Below are 14,190 nucleotides of genomic sequence, written 5' to 3' on the forward strand. Positions count from 1 at the left end.
GTGGATAATCGGTCTTCAAACCGTTACTTCCGAAGTTACTTCTGCTTTTCTTTTCCCGAACAGCTTCCATCCCAGAAATCCTGCGGCAAGAAGGCCTACGACGACCCAGGTGAGATTGCCGAGTAAGCTCGCCACGGTCTGAACCTGATCGCTAAATTGGCGTCCCAGCGAGACGTATATGAGAAGCCAAAGCAGTTCGCCGGCAACGTCAAGCAGGATGAACCATCCCCAGCGGTATTGCGTGAGGCCGCTTGTCACGTTGATCCAGGGTCCGAGCGGGCCGATCAGCCAGCGGCTGAAGAAGATACCCCAGCCTGCCCATTTGCGCGAATAGGTCTCCGCTTGCGCCACCTTGTCAGCGCCCCCGATCCGCGTCGTCACGGCAGCAAGAAGCGGGCGGCCCCCGTAACGACCAAATGCATAGCCGATCTGGTCGCCGAGCACGGCGCCGCCCGCACCGGAAAGCACGACCGGCCAAAAGCTCAGTTCGCCCTGCGCAACGAACGATCCCATTGCGATGAGCGTCAACGAACTGGGGAAAGGAAGCCCCGCAGCCGCCAGCACCATCGCGCCAAAGAGGGCGGGCAGGCCGTAGGTTGTCAGCAGTTCGAGCAGCTGGTCGGTCACGGCTTCGCGCTCGTCGGCGGGGAAGACCGTGAAGGCGGGGCGGGGGGCGGGTAGGGCGGCCGGGCGTGGACGATCGCGTAGGTGAGCTTGCCGTCGATCTGCGTCATTGTTTGTCCGGTGTCCTGCGCGATGCGGCCGAGCGGACGGCGATCGGGTGCCGGGGGCAGGTTCAGCGCGCGGTGCAGGACGTGGGGTGGCACGTGGTACGAATGCGCGACGTACCCGATCGTCATCCAGCGCTCGATCGGTTCGTCGCGGTGCGCGTTCCAGTAGATCGCGTCGCTGACGGTGCGCGCCGCATGGTAGCCGGTGAACGCCACCAGGGCGACGAACATTGCGATCAGCAGGCGACGCCACAGCCGATCGCGCGTCATCCGAGGGCAATCCTGACACCAAGGGCAGCGATCAGCGCCAGCGGCATCGCCACCGCGCCGACCTTCAGGAACCGCCAGAACCCGATGTCCTCACCCTCCCGCCGGATCGCCTGCAACCACAATATCGTCGCCAGGCTGCCGGTGATGGACAGATTGGGGCCAAGGTCGACGCCGATCAGCAAGCCGTCGACGACCAGCTTCGGCGGCTGGGCCTGAGCAACCGCGGTGCTGGCAACCAGGCCTGCGGGCAGGTTGTTCATCAGGTTCGATCCGAACGCCAGGATCGTCCCCGATACCGCCGACGCCTGCGCCGGATCGGCCGACGCGGTGCGGATCGCGTGCGCGACCCACGCGATCACGCCGGTCAGGTCGAGCGCCTCGACCAGGACGAACAGTCCCGCGACCAGCGGCAGCACGCTCCACGAGATATCGCGCAGCAGCGCGACCGGCGACGACCGGGCGATCGTGCAGACCGCCAGCGTCGTGACGATACCGGCGATCGCGGTCGGCAGGCCGAGTTCGATATCGAGCGCGGATACGGTGAGCAGCACGATCGCGGTGGCGACGATCCCGACGAACGCGGCCTTGCCGCCCGCCGTCAGCGGGGTACGCTCGACCGCGCTGGTGCAGCTACCTGCCAGCCGCGTGCGCTCGAGCCAGCGCAGCACGGCGAAGGTGACGACGATCGACGCCAGCGACGGCAGCGCGAACGACGCGAACCACTGGCCGAGCGGCGGCATCTTGCCACCGTAGAGGACGAGGTTGGCGGGGTTGGAGATCGGCAGGACGAAGCTTGCCGCATTGGCGATCAGCGCGCAGGCGAACAGCAGCGGCAGGGGGTCGGCCTTCGCCTTCTTTGCCGCGGCATAGACCGCCGGGGTCAGCACCACCGCAGTCGCGTCGTTCGACAGGAAGGTCGTCGTGACGATCCCGGTAACGTAGACCAGCGCGAACAGCCGTGCGGTCGATCCCTTTGCGTGGATCGCCGCGGTCGCCGCGACCCAGTCGAACAGCCCTTGCGCGCGGGCCACCTCGCTCAGCAGCATCATGCCGATCAGGAACAGATAGACGTCCATACCCTTTTCGACGGCATGGAGCGCTGCGGGGAAGGGCATCAGCCCGAACAGCAGAAGCAACGCTGCCCCTGCCACCGCCCAGATCGCCTCCGGCCAGCGGAACGGTCGTGCGATCACCGCAGCGGTCGAGGCAGCGCAGATACCCCAAGTGGCGCCGGTAGTGAGGATCACCAGTGCTTCCCGTTCTTGTTCGGGCCGAGCTGCGTGCCGGCGATGCCGTGCTCGAGCCACGCGCCGATGCTGTGAAGATCGCGACCCGGCGCGATCGGCACGCCGCGCCGCGGGATATCCGCTTCGCCACGGACCAGGATTTCGACACTGTCGCGGTCGGTGCCGACGCTGGCCGCAACGCGGTGGAGGCCGGCGTTGAGCGTGATGCGCAACGACCAGAGCGCCGTGCCCGACACGGCGAGCATCGGCTGGGCGATGGCGTCGTCGACCGACAGCATCACCGGCTGTGTCGTGCCGCCGAACAGCTTGGCGACAATCTCGACCTCGCCCGGCCGTGGGACCTGGGTGGCATCGGCTGGCCGCGTTACCAGCCGGATGTCGGCAGGCGCGACGATCTGGACGAACGGCCAGTTGCTGCTGGTCTCCTTGAACCGCCAGCTCGGCACGCGGCCGTGGACCGTGACAATCGAGAAACCGGGCTTGCCGCCGTCCTCCTCGATCTCGCCGGTCGAACGCGTTGCGCCGTAGACGACCCGTCCGTCGTTGAGCAACTCGTTGTAATGCGTATGCCCGGTGTCGACAAAGGCGACGCGGGCGTCGGCGAAAATGCGGGCGATATCCTCGCCATCCGCGGCAAGGTCGCCGGGATAGGCATGCATGAACACGAGCGGCGTTTGCCGCTCCGCCTCGGCGCGCGCGAGTTCCTCTAGCAAGCGATTGCGGTGGTGCATCGTCAGCCGAAAATCGGGGCCGCCCGCACCCGCCGAGATGATGTCGAGGAAGATGCAGCGATGCCCGGCGATGACCTCGACCTCGGGCCGGTTCGCTCCGGCAAAAGCGGCGTCGTAATGCGCGAGATCGCCAAGTTCAAAATCGTGATCGCCGGGGATGACCCGGTAGGGCAGGCGCAGCGGGGCGAGCGTATCGGTGATGACCCGGTATTGTTCGACCGTCGCGTGATTGGCATTGTCGCCGGGCAGGTAGACGAAGTCCGCAGCGTCGCCGATATGCGCATTGATCTCCGCGACGATCGCGGCAAGCCGGTCGCGGGTCTGCCAGCCGTTCGCCTCGTCCATGTGCAGATCGCCTATGTGCACCCACGTGATGGAGGAAGGGTAAGTCACTTGTGTGTCTCTGGCATGGCGGTGAGGTACAGCACGAACCCCGCCGCCGCGATTCCGGCTAGCGTCAGGAAGCTTGCACTGTATCCGGCCCAGACGATGATCGATCCGGCCAGCGTTGCCGACAATGCCGCCCCCAGGCCGAACACGCTCGACACGACGCCCTGGCTGACGTTGAACCGGCCGGATCCCTTGGTCAGGTCGGCGACGATCACCGGGAACAGGGCGCCGAAGATCCCCGCGCCGATCCCGTCGAGCGCTTGTACGCCGACCAGCCACCACGGATCGTTCGACACGGTGTAGAGCGCTCCGCGCGCCGCCAGGAAGCCGAACGCGACCAGGAAGATCGGCTTGGTGCCCCAGCGTTCGGTGTTGCGCCCGACGACGATCGCGACCGGCACCATCACGAGCTGCGCTGCGACGATGCACGCGGCGGTCAGCGACGTCGCCTTGTCGGTGCCGACGGTGCGACCGAGCAGCTGGCTGACCGAGGTTAGCATTGCTGCATTGGCGAGATGGAAGGTGAACGCGGCCGCCGCGAAGATCATCAGCGGGCGATTCTCGATCAACGTCTTCCAGCCGCTCGGCTCCTCGCAGCCTTCCTCCGGCTCGCAGTCCAAGCCGCGCGCGACCGCATTGTCGATGTCGTCGTTCTTCAGCCGCCCCGCGACGACGACGCTGGCGACCGTTAGCCCCGCCATCAGCCAGAAGACGACGACCGGACCGAACGACCAGGCAAGGACGCCGGCAAGCGCTGCCGACACGGCATTGCCGGCGTGGTTGAACGCCTCGTTGCGACCGACCCGTTTGGCGAACAGCTTCGGCCCGACCAGCCCCAGCGTGATCGCCGAGATGGCCGGCGCAAAAATCGCGCCCGCCGCAGCCGCGATCGACTGGGTAATCGTTACCATCGTGAAGCCCGAGACGATCGGCAGTGACAGGCTGCTCAGCGTCACCAGCAGGGCGCCGGCGATGACGATGCGCGGCTTGTTCTTCGCCCGGTCGATCAACCCGCCCGCCGGCGTCTGCGACAACAGGCCGACGATCCCGGCGATGGTCAGCACGAGGCCGACCGTCGCCTCGTTCCAGCCATGCGAAGGCCCACGTACGACCAGCAGATAGATTGCGAGATACGGCCCGAGCCCGTCGCGGACGTCCGCCAAGAAGAAGTTGAGCGCGTCGAGCGCACCGGTAGGCACGCTGCGCTGCGCCGGGTCTTTCGTCTCGGGGATGGCTGCCGCAGAGGCCATCGGGTGTCTCCAGATTTCGCGTAAAGAAAGGTGAACCGCGCAGTAAAGCGCTTCAGAGGCGGTAGCCTGAACGATGCCGTTCAGGTTCGATTTGCAATGGCTTGAAGCATGCCGGATTAGCTGAGCAATATCGTTTCGGAGCTCATACAAGTTCCGAAGTGGACCGATATTCGTAAGAAATAACCACAGATGACAGTATGTTAAAGCTTCTATGAATCGGATTTCACAGTTTGGTAGAGTGCGTTGACGATGGGGAGCGTTCCACGAAATGTTGATCGGCATGCCTTTGGATCGGCAAGCTATCATTCGAGAGAAATCCGAAGGAATGTCCCGAGTCTGACGAGTATGGGCAATGTGTCGAAGTGGTCTGTTGTTGAGGAAAGCGACAGTTGTGCAGCCGACGAACGGACCCGGCGCGGTGCGCCTGATGCCGGGGGCACGCAAGGCGGTCATGGTGCCGAGATGAATGGATGTCCGAAGTTTGGGAGCGGGCGAGGCCGCCTATGCATACGGATGAAGGTTAGCGCCCGGGGGGGCGTCGTGTCATCGAAAGCAGGAAGTTGTGGATGGGGATGGTAGCCGCCTGACTGTTGGCGCCCAAAGCCGCCCTTTGGATCACCGAGAAGGCCTGGGTAAGATCACGGACCAGGCGGACTTTTCTTTTTCGCGTTTTAGCCGCAAGAAACGGCTAGATGGCTCTCTCACCCGACTATTATTCTGTTCTAGGGGTGCCCTCGACGGCAAGTCGCGACACTATCCACGCCGCGTGGAAAGCGCTGCTCCGTCAATATCACCCCGATGCCAATCATGGTGCGGACGTTTCTGCTCGCGCAAAAGAGATCAACGAGGCGTATTCCGTTTTGGGGAAGAAGGAAGCACGCGCCGCCTATGATCGGTCGCAGATCAGGACGTCTGCCCACCGAGCGACTACGGACCGCCCGTTTCACCCCAGGAAAGCCGGCAGGCGCCAGATGCGACCTAGCCCGTCGATGCAGCCCAGCGGTAGCGTCTCGCAACCGCTACAGCCCAACGAATGGCTAATGGGTCTTTTCTTGCTTATCCTCACCGCCGCACCGATCGCTACAATCCTGGTTCTGTGGAATGAGGAATCCGGATTGGCACCTACGGTTCGACGTAGCGTCACCGCTCATCCCGTGCCTGAGCCACCTGCAAAAGCCGTCCGCAGCTCATCGGGCACAAAACTCGGACTTGGACAGCCTGCTTCCTAAACTATTGCCCAGTCGCGACATTCGAGTTCGCAGGGTCAGGCGCCAAAAGCGGTCGTAACGCGGAGATGAACGAGCGGCCGAAGTTGGGAAACGGGGAAGGGCGCGCCAATGGCCGACTATAGGTCGTGAGGCCCCCCAACACCTCGCTGTCTGGGAATGCTGAAACATTCCCATAACTCCAACTTCTTTCTGCAATTTCAGGAAAGAGCAATCGGCAACAGATTTTGAAAAAAAGGGCCGCAGGGCTTCCATCGATGTGATTGTCGCGGACGCATTCGCAATACGGGTTCCTTTTCGAGAAGAAGCTCAAGCGTTAAAGCGTCACCATGAAGATCATGTCCGCCATGCTGTTGGTGTCGGCTGAAGCCAGCGCAGGCCCTGACATCGCAAGCACGACCAAGTAAGAGTGAAGTAATGACAGACGCCGCAAACGTTATTGCCGTGGACCACACAGGCTTCGCCGTATCGTCTTTAGACAAAGCCGTTCGCTTCTGGACGGAAGCGCTCGGTTTCACACTTGAGCGGCAATCGGAGATGGGGGGCGATTTCCTGCATCAGGTAACCGGTGTCGATAACCCTAATGTCAAAACGGCGATCGTCAGGGCACCGGACGGCTATGTGGTCGAACTGTTGCAATATTCAAAAGGGCACCAGAACGGTGCGGTGCCCAACAGCGCGGGGGCGATCGGTGCGGCCCACTTGGCTCTGGCCGTAAACGATATCCATGCCGCTATTGCCCGCGTCGAGGCAGCAGGATGGAAGGCGAAGGGTAGTCCGTTGCCGATCGCGGGTGGGCCAAGGAAGGGAACGTTGGTGGCCTACGTTTCAGGCCCAGATCATATCACGATAGAGCTTATGCAGCCGCCAGCCCGTTAATGGGCCGGCGGACGTTTTCCCGCTTCACCATCGGGAAGGCTGATCGTTCAACTTACCACGACGACCGCCCGCATTAACGCGGTATCCCGTTCGGCTTGAATATCGGCATTCCGGGCCGACACGGTGATGTCGGGCATGATTCCAGCATCCGGCTGCGGCGTCTCAGGCCAATAGGCGATCAGAGGCAGATCGACCTCGACGCCTGATGCCGGCAACCTGACGAAGAAAAAGGCACCGCCGTTAATGCCACGGCGGTTGCCGCCGGTCTGCTCGCCAACCAGCGTTCCCAGCCGCTGGCGCTGCATGAGGCCTGCGAAGCCGAAGGTAGCCGAAGCGTTCTTCGGGCCGACGAGAACGGCGACCTTGCCGGCGAACCGGCGACCCTTGGGCTGAATAGTGTCGACGTCGGACGCGTCGCCGGGACGGGTGAGAGTGTAAAAGCCGGCCGCGTCAGGACCAATTGCCGACGCTCCCCAATCCTTGAAGCTGCGATCCCAAGTTTTGAGGTAGGGGGCAAGCCGGTCGGGTATCTTGCGATAGCGTACATGGCGGGAATAGATGTCGGCGGGCAGCGGCGCTTCGATCAGGCGAGCGATGATTGCCGCCCCGCAATCGAGTCCCCCCCCATTGTCACGCACGTCGATGACGATGCCCGAGAGTTGGCGATCGACCGCGGTGTCCAGACTGGCGTCGATGAAGCCCTGCCAATCCCATTTTTCGTGAAAAACCGCCCAGGTCGGCATGGTCAGGATGCCGACTTGGCCGCGCACCACGAACACCCAGTCATAGGGGGAATCATTGGAGGGACGGCGCAACGCCGAGTTGCGCGCTGCGGCTGTCATCAAGGGGCAAGCGATCGTCTCGGCTCTGCCGGCGATCCGCACCACGACACGGGCCGAGGGGGCGGACGATGGGAACAGCAGCGCCCGTAGCACTTCGAATGTCGGCTGATCGGCATCGCCGGGTATGCCGAGGTCGGCCACCTTGCGCGCATCGTTGCTGCCGTCGGTGCGGGTATAAAAGAGCATCTTCGCCAGCATGTCGCGTGCGCTGATACCGTCGATCGCGACGACCTCGCTTCCGATCGGCAGATGATGCCCGCTGCCGAGATCGGCAGTGACGATCATGCGCCGGTCCAGCCATCTGAAGGCGAACGGTAAGCGATCGGGCTTGCCGAACAGCGCCGACGCGACGGCCGGAGTCTGGTTGGCGGGATTAGGAAAGCTGTGACCGCACCGGACGCTTGCGGTAAACGACGACAGCGCAAGGTAGAAGTCTCCCAGCGTATGGGGCGTCGCGGCGAAGCGATCGAGGCGCTGGCGCTGGCGCTGGAAGTTCGCCGGGGTCAGATAGCGATAGAGGCCGGGATGCAGGCTGGCATAGGCGTCGCACAGGATGGCGATATCTGATCGCATAGCCGCAGGTGACAGCAGCGTATCGCTCGCCTTGGCGGGAGCGGGCAGAAAGGCGGTTGCGACCAAGCCAGACGCTCCCGTCAGAAGGTGCCGGCGATCGAGATGTATCATGGTCTTGCTCCGAGCGGATGTGCCCCAAGCCGATGCCGATGCCAGTCAGGTGGTGCGCTGCAAATCCGGGCGTTCCGCATCATTTTTGTTGGTTGAGACGCGACGATAGGCCGAGGGTGTGACGCCGAACCGCTCCTTGAAGACGCGGTTGAAGGTCGCCTTAGATCCGAAGCCAGCATCAATCGCGAGCGTCAGGATATCGCCATCGGCGCCGTCCCGCAGACGCGCGGCGACATGCTCGACGCGCAGCCCGTTGATCGCTTCGGCGAACCCTAGCCCCAGTCCCTCGTTGAGACCGCGTGACAGATAGGCGGTGTTGGTCCCAAGCCTGCGGGCCAGCTCGGCAAGATCGAGGTCCGGATCACGCCACCATCCATGCGCTTCGATCTGGCCCATCCACCCGGCCGCGATCGGCCGCCAGTCGCGCTCGATCGGTTCCACGATCGGCTGCGGTCGGGCGTCCGCCTGCCGCCAGCCCTCGATCGCCATGTAATTGCCGACGACTGCCAGCACGACGTAGAAACCGAACATATCGAAGTAAGAGAGCGGCGCGATCAACGCATCAGCGATCAGGTATCCCGTCCGCACCGTCACGATCGCGGCATAGGCGATCAGCACGGCCTGCACGCGCCTTGCCGCCGCGAGGTCGGATCGGCGCGCCACGAGCCAGCATCGATGCCGGCGCAGCGCACGCAGGGCTGCGACGGCATATCCGACCATTGACGCGAGCAGCAGCGCCGCCAGGATTGGATCAAGCCAGGGGCGTTGCACCTGTCGGTCGAACGCGCCGCGCAGATCGAGCGGCAGGCAGAAAGCGACAGCCTGATAAGCGAACTGGGCCACCGGTAACGCGGCGTGCCAACGGGGTATCGGGCGATCGAAGATCAGGCCGTTCAGGTGCGCGTAGAGCAATGGCCCGATCGCCAGAGGAACGGCGAACGGCGCGAACGAAAGCCACGGCCATCGATCGTAGAAACCTGCATAGCCGATAGTGAACGGCGTCAGCACGCCGCACAGGACGATCAGCAACGCTCCGAGAGAGCGTCGCGCCATCCCGCCCCGCCTGATGATGGCAGTCGCCAGCACAAGCATTTGTGCCTCGAACAGACCGAGGATGAGGGACATGGGACCGATGCTCACATGACCATCAGCCCCGCCCCATCGACAACGTCAATAGGTGATCGAGGTTGACAGGCGGAGGCGCTATGGTTCTCGAAATACGAAGCTGGGCGGGTTGCGAGAACGCTGGCGTTTTTTCTTCTCCCGATCCTTTTCGACAACGACGGCAATGCCGTGCAATGTCGGCTATCGACGTCTGCATCGCCCAAAGCGGACCGTCTGCAATCCTGCCTCATCACGACATTTGCGAGCGGATAGCTGGGCTTCAAAATCGGTCATTCCCAAGGATGAACCAGCGTCCGAAGTTGGGAGGCGGGGCAGGGCGCCTGAACGTCCACTTGTTGGGTCGTCGGGGCTGCTTCGAGGAGGCTTTGCGTTACCCTCGCGCTTACAGCCGCAAACAGTCGACGCCTATGACGTGCTGTGTGCTTATAGGTTGGCCTGTTCCTCTTTGTTTAAGTCAGCATCGGGACCGTAATAGAGTTCAGCGCGCGCGTCGCGCAGGCAGCCACCCTCGATCTCGATATCGTCCCGATAGGCGTCCCCGATGAAGCCGAGAGTGTCGACGTGCTTTGCCTCAAAATACATCGGATGCACATCGTTGCGACCAGCGCCGTAAACGACGCGGCCGACTTTCGACCAGATCGATGCCATCGTGCACATGCCGCAGGGCTGGAGTGTCGAGTATAACGTCGCCCCGCGCAGCTCCAGTTCTCCGGTTTGCTCACAAGCCCGACGGATCGCCATCATCTCGGCATGAGCGGTTGCATCAGGCAACTCCTTGGTCCGATTGTGTTCGGCGGCAATCACCCTCCCGTCTAACACGATGACGCATCCAAGCGGGGAGGTCGAGGGATCGAACCCTTTGGAGCGCGCGACGTCTATCGCCATTTGCATCCAGTGTTCGTCGGTATCGGTCTGCATTGCGTTTCCACCTGATTGCAGTTGCTGTTAGATTTGGCGTGTCGATCCGGTTGCTGCGTCAGCTCTGAACCACCCTGACGGTCGCTTCTGTGGGATCGACCGGATCCATCACGAAAGCCCCGGCATCACGGTTCGCAACAAGCCATGCGACGTGTGCGGCAGTGATGCGCTGGCCCGGCACCAGTCGAGGTACGCCCGGCGGCGCGGGCGCGATCATCTCGGCTGCGATCCTTCCCTCAGCCGCCTCGTAGGCAACCATCTCGGCTGAGCCGTAGAGTGCCGCAGGCCCAGGCATCGCCATGTCAACGGAAAGGGTGCCGATCCCGGGCACAGGTGGGATTGCCGGCAGGATGGAGGGATCGGAACTGAGCTGATTCACGAGATCCTGCAAACCACGGACGAGTTTGCGGAGATCGGACCTGGTTGTGCCCAAGGACAGAACAGCCAGAATATGCCGGGCGTCGGACAGCCCCATGCTGATCCGGTGATGCTCGTAGAGCCAGTCATCGATAGCATACCCCGATACGCTCAGCGCCGAGACGTCGATCAGCACTTTCGTGACGTCCAGACTGGCATCTGGCGGCAAATGATCATGACCGAACACGCGCAGGGGGGCGATACCGGCAATCTTCCTGCGGACCTTCTCCGCCAGCGCAATGACGCCGTTCCACATCTGCTCTCCGTTCAACGCGTGATCTCGCCGGGTCGCGTCAAGCGTTGCTAGGATCGGTACCGATGGGCTGGTGGTCTCGAACAGCTCATAGGCCATCCACAATCGCTGGCGATCGATCAGGTCGCCCTTGGCGACGATTACCGATCCCTGCGCGAGGGCCCCCATCGTCTTATGGGCGCTATAGACGGCGGCATCCGCCCCCTTGGTCAGCGGATCGTCAGGCAGTCCTTCACAAAATGCGAACGCACCACCCCAAGCGGCATCGACGATCATGGGAATACCGTGATCGTGACAGACAGTGGCGAGTGCCGCGATATCGCTCGTCACGCCGTAATAGGTTGGGCTGACGACGATGAACGCCTTGGCGGTTGGATTGGCCGCCAAGGCGGCGTTCAGCGCCTGCGGCTCAACACCATGCTCAATGTCCCATTCCCCGTCGATCTGGACCGGCACGATGGCGGCATTGAGCCCCGTCGCGAGCGCGTAGGTACGCTCGGCCTTATGGGCATTCGCAGCGACCAGAATAGTGTCACCTGGTCCGGCGACCGAGGCCATAACCGTGTGAAGACTCTGGGTGGATCCGCCGGTTACAAACCGGCAGAAGTCGGCATTCCAGGCCTCCGCCGCGATCTCGTGCGCACGTTGAAGGGCCAGCTTGCCTTCGGTACGGTCGTCGAGCCCCTTCGGCGTCAGCACGTCGGCTTGGAAAACGCGCTTGCCGAGCAGTGCCTTCATCCCGCCAGGAATGGCTGCACCCTGGTTGTGGCCCGGCGCTCCAAATCCGATGACCGGCCTCTTCTCGATCGCCGCCAACGCATCGGCCAACGGCGCACTCTTCTGATCCATGCCGAACCCTCTCCTGATCGAGTGGGTGAAACGCACGGATACTGGAAAGCCCCTCCGCGATGGTTGATCTTCTTTATCAAACAAGCAGTTATCCGCCGAAGGCGGACATCAATCAAACCTTCCGCCTAGCTGGCTAGGGCGGTCATCGATAGCAAAGCCCTTTTCCAACATTCCGTCACCAAGGGTACGAAAGAGGAAGAGCTATGAGGAACGAGATGCCGATCAACGTCAACGCGGCGAGTGCGGCGGAGTTGGACGCCATCCCGGCGCTAGCGGGGCACGGGTTCGAGATCGTCCGCTATCGTGAGGAACGTGGCGGGTTCAGTGACCTGAGACAACTTGATGAAGTACCCGGTCTTAGCGGTAAGGCCGATGGGGCGACTGCTTCACTGACCGTCGGCGATTGCTGACTCAGGCGGGCGCCAGACTTTGGAACGCCGCGATAAGAGCCTGTTCGTTGATCGGTTTGTCGAGAACGATCATCGATGGCCGACTTACATGGCATGCTTCGCGCGTGCCGGTCACGAAGATCACGGGCGTCGGCCCATGCTCCAAGATAATGGCTTCCACAGCGGCAGGACCGGTACCGGCTGAGAGATTGACGTCGGACATGATGATGGAGGGAGGCCTCAATCTCGCAGCATCGATTGCCTCATCTTGCGAGGCAGCCTGGTCAAAGGATGTGCCGCCAGCCCGCTCGATCAGCTGGATGATGTGGTCGGCGATGAGGAAATCATCCTCGATGACGAGCACATGGCACATATGACAGATCCCGATAAGCTGAGCTTTTAACCAATGTGGTCACGCAATGGGCCCGCCACGGCGTTAATAAATGTCAGACAAGGTCGAGAGCTTAGATCGGCGCTTCGATTGCGAAGCGAACACCTTCCGGCAAATATTGGATTTCCGCCTTGCCGCGGATGTGGCGTGACAGGACGCGCTCAATCATTCGCGTACCAAATCCAACACGTGTTGGCATAGCAACGATAGGACCATCCTGCTCTGCCCAAGAGAAGGTAAGTCGACGTTCCGTCGCATTGCCGTTCAGGTCCCAGCGTATGCTCACCTGACCCTCCGGTACCGAGAGCGCTCCATATTTGATCGCATTGGTCGCCAGCTCGTGCAGCGCCATCGACAACGCAAGTGTCACTTCCGGGGTCAGCCGTATCGTCGGGCCGACAGCGGAAAAACGTCGACCGTTGCTGTCCATGAAGGGCGCGAGCACCCGCTCGACGATCTCACCGATTGCCGCGCCTTCGATCTCGTCCTTCAGCAGAAGTTCGTGGGCAGACGCTAGGCTGGCGATGCGGCCCGACACAGCATCCCGAGCCTCAGCGAGGGACGCAGCATCGCGTAGCGTCTGGCTGACGACGGCACTGACTGTCGCAAGCGTGTTCTTCACGCGGTGTGTCAGTTCATGTGCTAGAACCGACCGTTGCTCCTCGGCAAATTTGCGCGCTGAAACATTGCTCGAAAAGCCCGAAACCGCCAACGGTGTGCCATCCGCGCGACGCTGCAGCGAGCCTTGGGAATGGATCCAGCGTTGCTCGCCTTCAGGTGTTAGAATGCGGTATTCGACGTTATACCGCGTGCCATGCTCGACAGCGCTGTTCAGCGAGTTCGTGAGGAGGTCTCGATCCTCTGGATGAACGCATGCCAACATACCTTCCATCGACAACTTTTCGCCGAGAGGCCGGCCAAAGTTCGTCAGGCAACTTGGCGAGTAGCTGAGCCGCCATTCTGGCAGGTCGATGGTCCAAGTGCCCAGTCCGCCAGCATCGAGCGCAAGTGCCAGGCGGGCCTCTCGTTCGGCTAGCGCAACTTCGCGCTTCGCAAGCTCGGCACTCAGCGTGTCGCGGTCGCGTTCCAACTGCAACAGCCCGTGCCGCTCGAGTGTGACATCGAGCTGAGATGCCACGAAGTAGCGTAGGCTGCCGGTCGCGTCATGCACGGGCGCGACCATGAGGCGGTTCCAGAACGGCGTGCCATCACGACGGTGATTCAGGAGGTCGATATCGATCGGCTTACGGAGAGCAATTGCGTCCTTCATGCGTTGGACGTCGGCCTGATCGGTCAACGGTCCCTGCATGAAACGGCAGTTCCGGCCAACGACCTCGACCGCCGAGAACCCCGTCAGAGCCTCGAACGCACGATTGACGTAAACCAGCGGGTTATCCGGTAGCGTTGGATCGCTGACGACCATCGGCGTAATGCAGTGATCGAACGCCGCAACGAAGGGGTCATGCTCGTTTAGGCGGGACGCAAAGGCGTCGACAGCCTCGCGTACGACACCTGAGGCATCGTGCGGTCGAATAGGCGAAGGTGGGAGTGGCTGACGGTCCAAAGCGGGAACGTCCTAGCGGTAAGACGTTGATGGA

14 protein-coding genes are annotated in these 14,190 nt (G+C 62.3%); 3 read left to right on the plus strand and 11 right to left on the minus strand.

Features of this window, described 5'->3' with window-relative positions:
• Positions 1-15: 15 nt before the first annotated feature.
• The 5 genes from U1763_RS19995 to U1763_RS20015 are packed head-to-tail and all read right to left on the minus strand — an operon-like array spanning position 16 to position 4,619.
• Entirely contained in the window at positions 16-627 is a 612-nt protein-coding gene (locus U1763_RS19995; RefSeq protein WP_332756683.1) for a DedA family protein, read from the minus strand.
• On the minus strand, positions 624-1,001 hold the full coding sequence (locus tag U1763_RS20000; RefSeq protein ID WP_332756684.1) for a hypothetical protein: 378 nt from the start codon (positions 999-1,001) through the stop codon (positions 624-626). Before U1763_RS20000 ends, U1763_RS19995 begins: the two co-directional genes overlap by 4 nt.
• Positions 998-2,248, minus strand: coding sequence for an arsenic transporter (locus tag U1763_RS20005; RefSeq protein WP_332756685.1), 1,251 nt, complete (start codon positions 2,246-2,248; stop codon positions 998-1,000). The genes U1763_RS20000 and U1763_RS20005 overlap by 4 nt, the downstream gene beginning before the upstream one ends.
• Positions 2,245-3,324 carry a metallophosphoesterase family protein gene (locus U1763_RS20010; protein WP_443026948.1) on the minus strand — a complete coding sequence of 360 codons (1,080 nt, stop codon included), beginning with the start codon at positions 3,322-3,324 and terminating at the stop codon, positions 2,245-2,247. Before U1763_RS20010 ends, U1763_RS20005 begins: the two co-directional genes overlap by 4 nt.
• Before the next feature lie 44 nt (positions 3,325-3,368).
• Complete coding sequence (locus U1763_RS20015; protein WP_332756687.1) at positions 3,369-4,619, minus strand: MFS transporter; 1,251 nt, start codon at positions 4,617-4,619, stop codon at positions 3,369-3,371.
• A 692-nt stretch (positions 4,620-5,311) separates the two neighbouring features.
• On the opposite strand from U1763_RS20015, the gene U1763_RS21160 reads away from it, so the two are divergent.
• Together U1763_RS21160 and U1763_RS20020 are read left to right on the plus strand one after the other, a co-directional pair.
• Entirely contained in the window at positions 5,312-5,848 is a 537-nt protein-coding gene (locus tag U1763_RS21160; protein WP_443026949.1) for a J domain-containing protein, read from the plus strand.
• Between the two features lie 414 nt (positions 5,849-6,262).
• Positions 6,263-6,724 carry a VOC family protein gene (locus tag U1763_RS20020; protein WP_332756688.1) on the plus strand — a complete coding sequence of 154 codons (462 nt, stop codon included), beginning with the start codon at positions 6,263-6,265 and terminating at the stop codon, positions 6,722-6,724.
• Between the two features lie 47 nt (positions 6,725-6,771).
• Here U1763_RS20020 and U1763_RS20025 read toward each other — a convergent pair whose 3' ends face one another.
• The 4 genes from U1763_RS20025 to U1763_RS20040 form a co-directional block, all read right to left on the minus strand.
• Complete coding sequence (locus tag U1763_RS20025) at positions 6,772-8,205, minus strand: S41 family peptidase (protein WP_332756689.1); 1,434 nt, start codon at positions 8,203-8,205, stop codon at positions 6,772-6,774.
• Between the two features lie 90 nt (positions 8,206-8,295).
• Complete coding sequence (locus U1763_RS20030; RefSeq protein ID WP_332756690.1) at positions 8,296-9,375, minus strand: AraC family transcriptional regulator; 1,080 nt, start codon at positions 9,373-9,375, stop codon at positions 8,296-8,298.
• 423 nt (positions 9,376-9,798) lie between these two features.
• Positions 9,799-10,293, minus strand: coding sequence for a nucleoside deaminase (locus tag U1763_RS20035; RefSeq protein ID WP_332756691.1), 495 nt, complete (start codon positions 10,291-10,293; stop codon positions 9,799-9,801).
• Positions 10,294-10,351: 58 nt separating this feature from the next.
• Positions 10,352-11,812: an aminotransferase class I/II-fold pyridoxal phosphate-dependent enzyme gene (locus U1763_RS20040; protein WP_332756692.1), complete on the minus strand. Its 1,461-nt coding sequence runs from the start codon at positions 11,810-11,812 to the stop codon at positions 10,352-10,354.
• A 203-nt stretch (positions 11,813-12,015) separates the two neighbouring features.
• On the opposite strand from U1763_RS20040, the gene U1763_RS20045 reads away from it, so the two are divergent.
• A complete protein-coding gene (locus U1763_RS20045) occupies positions 12,016-12,222 on the plus strand; it encodes a ComEA family DNA-binding protein (protein ID WP_332756693.1) in 207 nt (68 codons plus the stop codon).
• A gap of 1 nt (position 12,223) precedes the next feature.
• On the opposite strand, the gene U1763_RS20050 is transcribed toward U1763_RS20045, so the two are convergent.
• Together U1763_RS20050 and U1763_RS20055 are read right to left on the minus strand one after the other, a co-directional pair.
• Positions 12,224-12,574, minus strand: coding sequence for a response regulator (locus U1763_RS20050; RefSeq protein ID WP_093401120.1), 351 nt, complete (start codon positions 12,572-12,574; stop codon positions 12,224-12,226).
• A 91-nt stretch (positions 12,575-12,665) separates the two neighbouring features.
• Complete coding sequence (locus U1763_RS20055) at positions 12,666-14,156, minus strand: HWE histidine kinase domain-containing protein (RefSeq protein WP_332756694.1); 1,491 nt, start codon at positions 14,154-14,156, stop codon at positions 12,666-12,668.
• Positions 14,157-14,190: the final 34 nt, after the last annotated feature.

It is taken from the genome of Sphingomonas sorbitolis, from assembly GCF_036663875.1.
Classification (GTDB): domain Bacteria; phylum Pseudomonadota; class Alphaproteobacteria; order Sphingomonadales; family Sphingomonadaceae; genus Sphingomonas.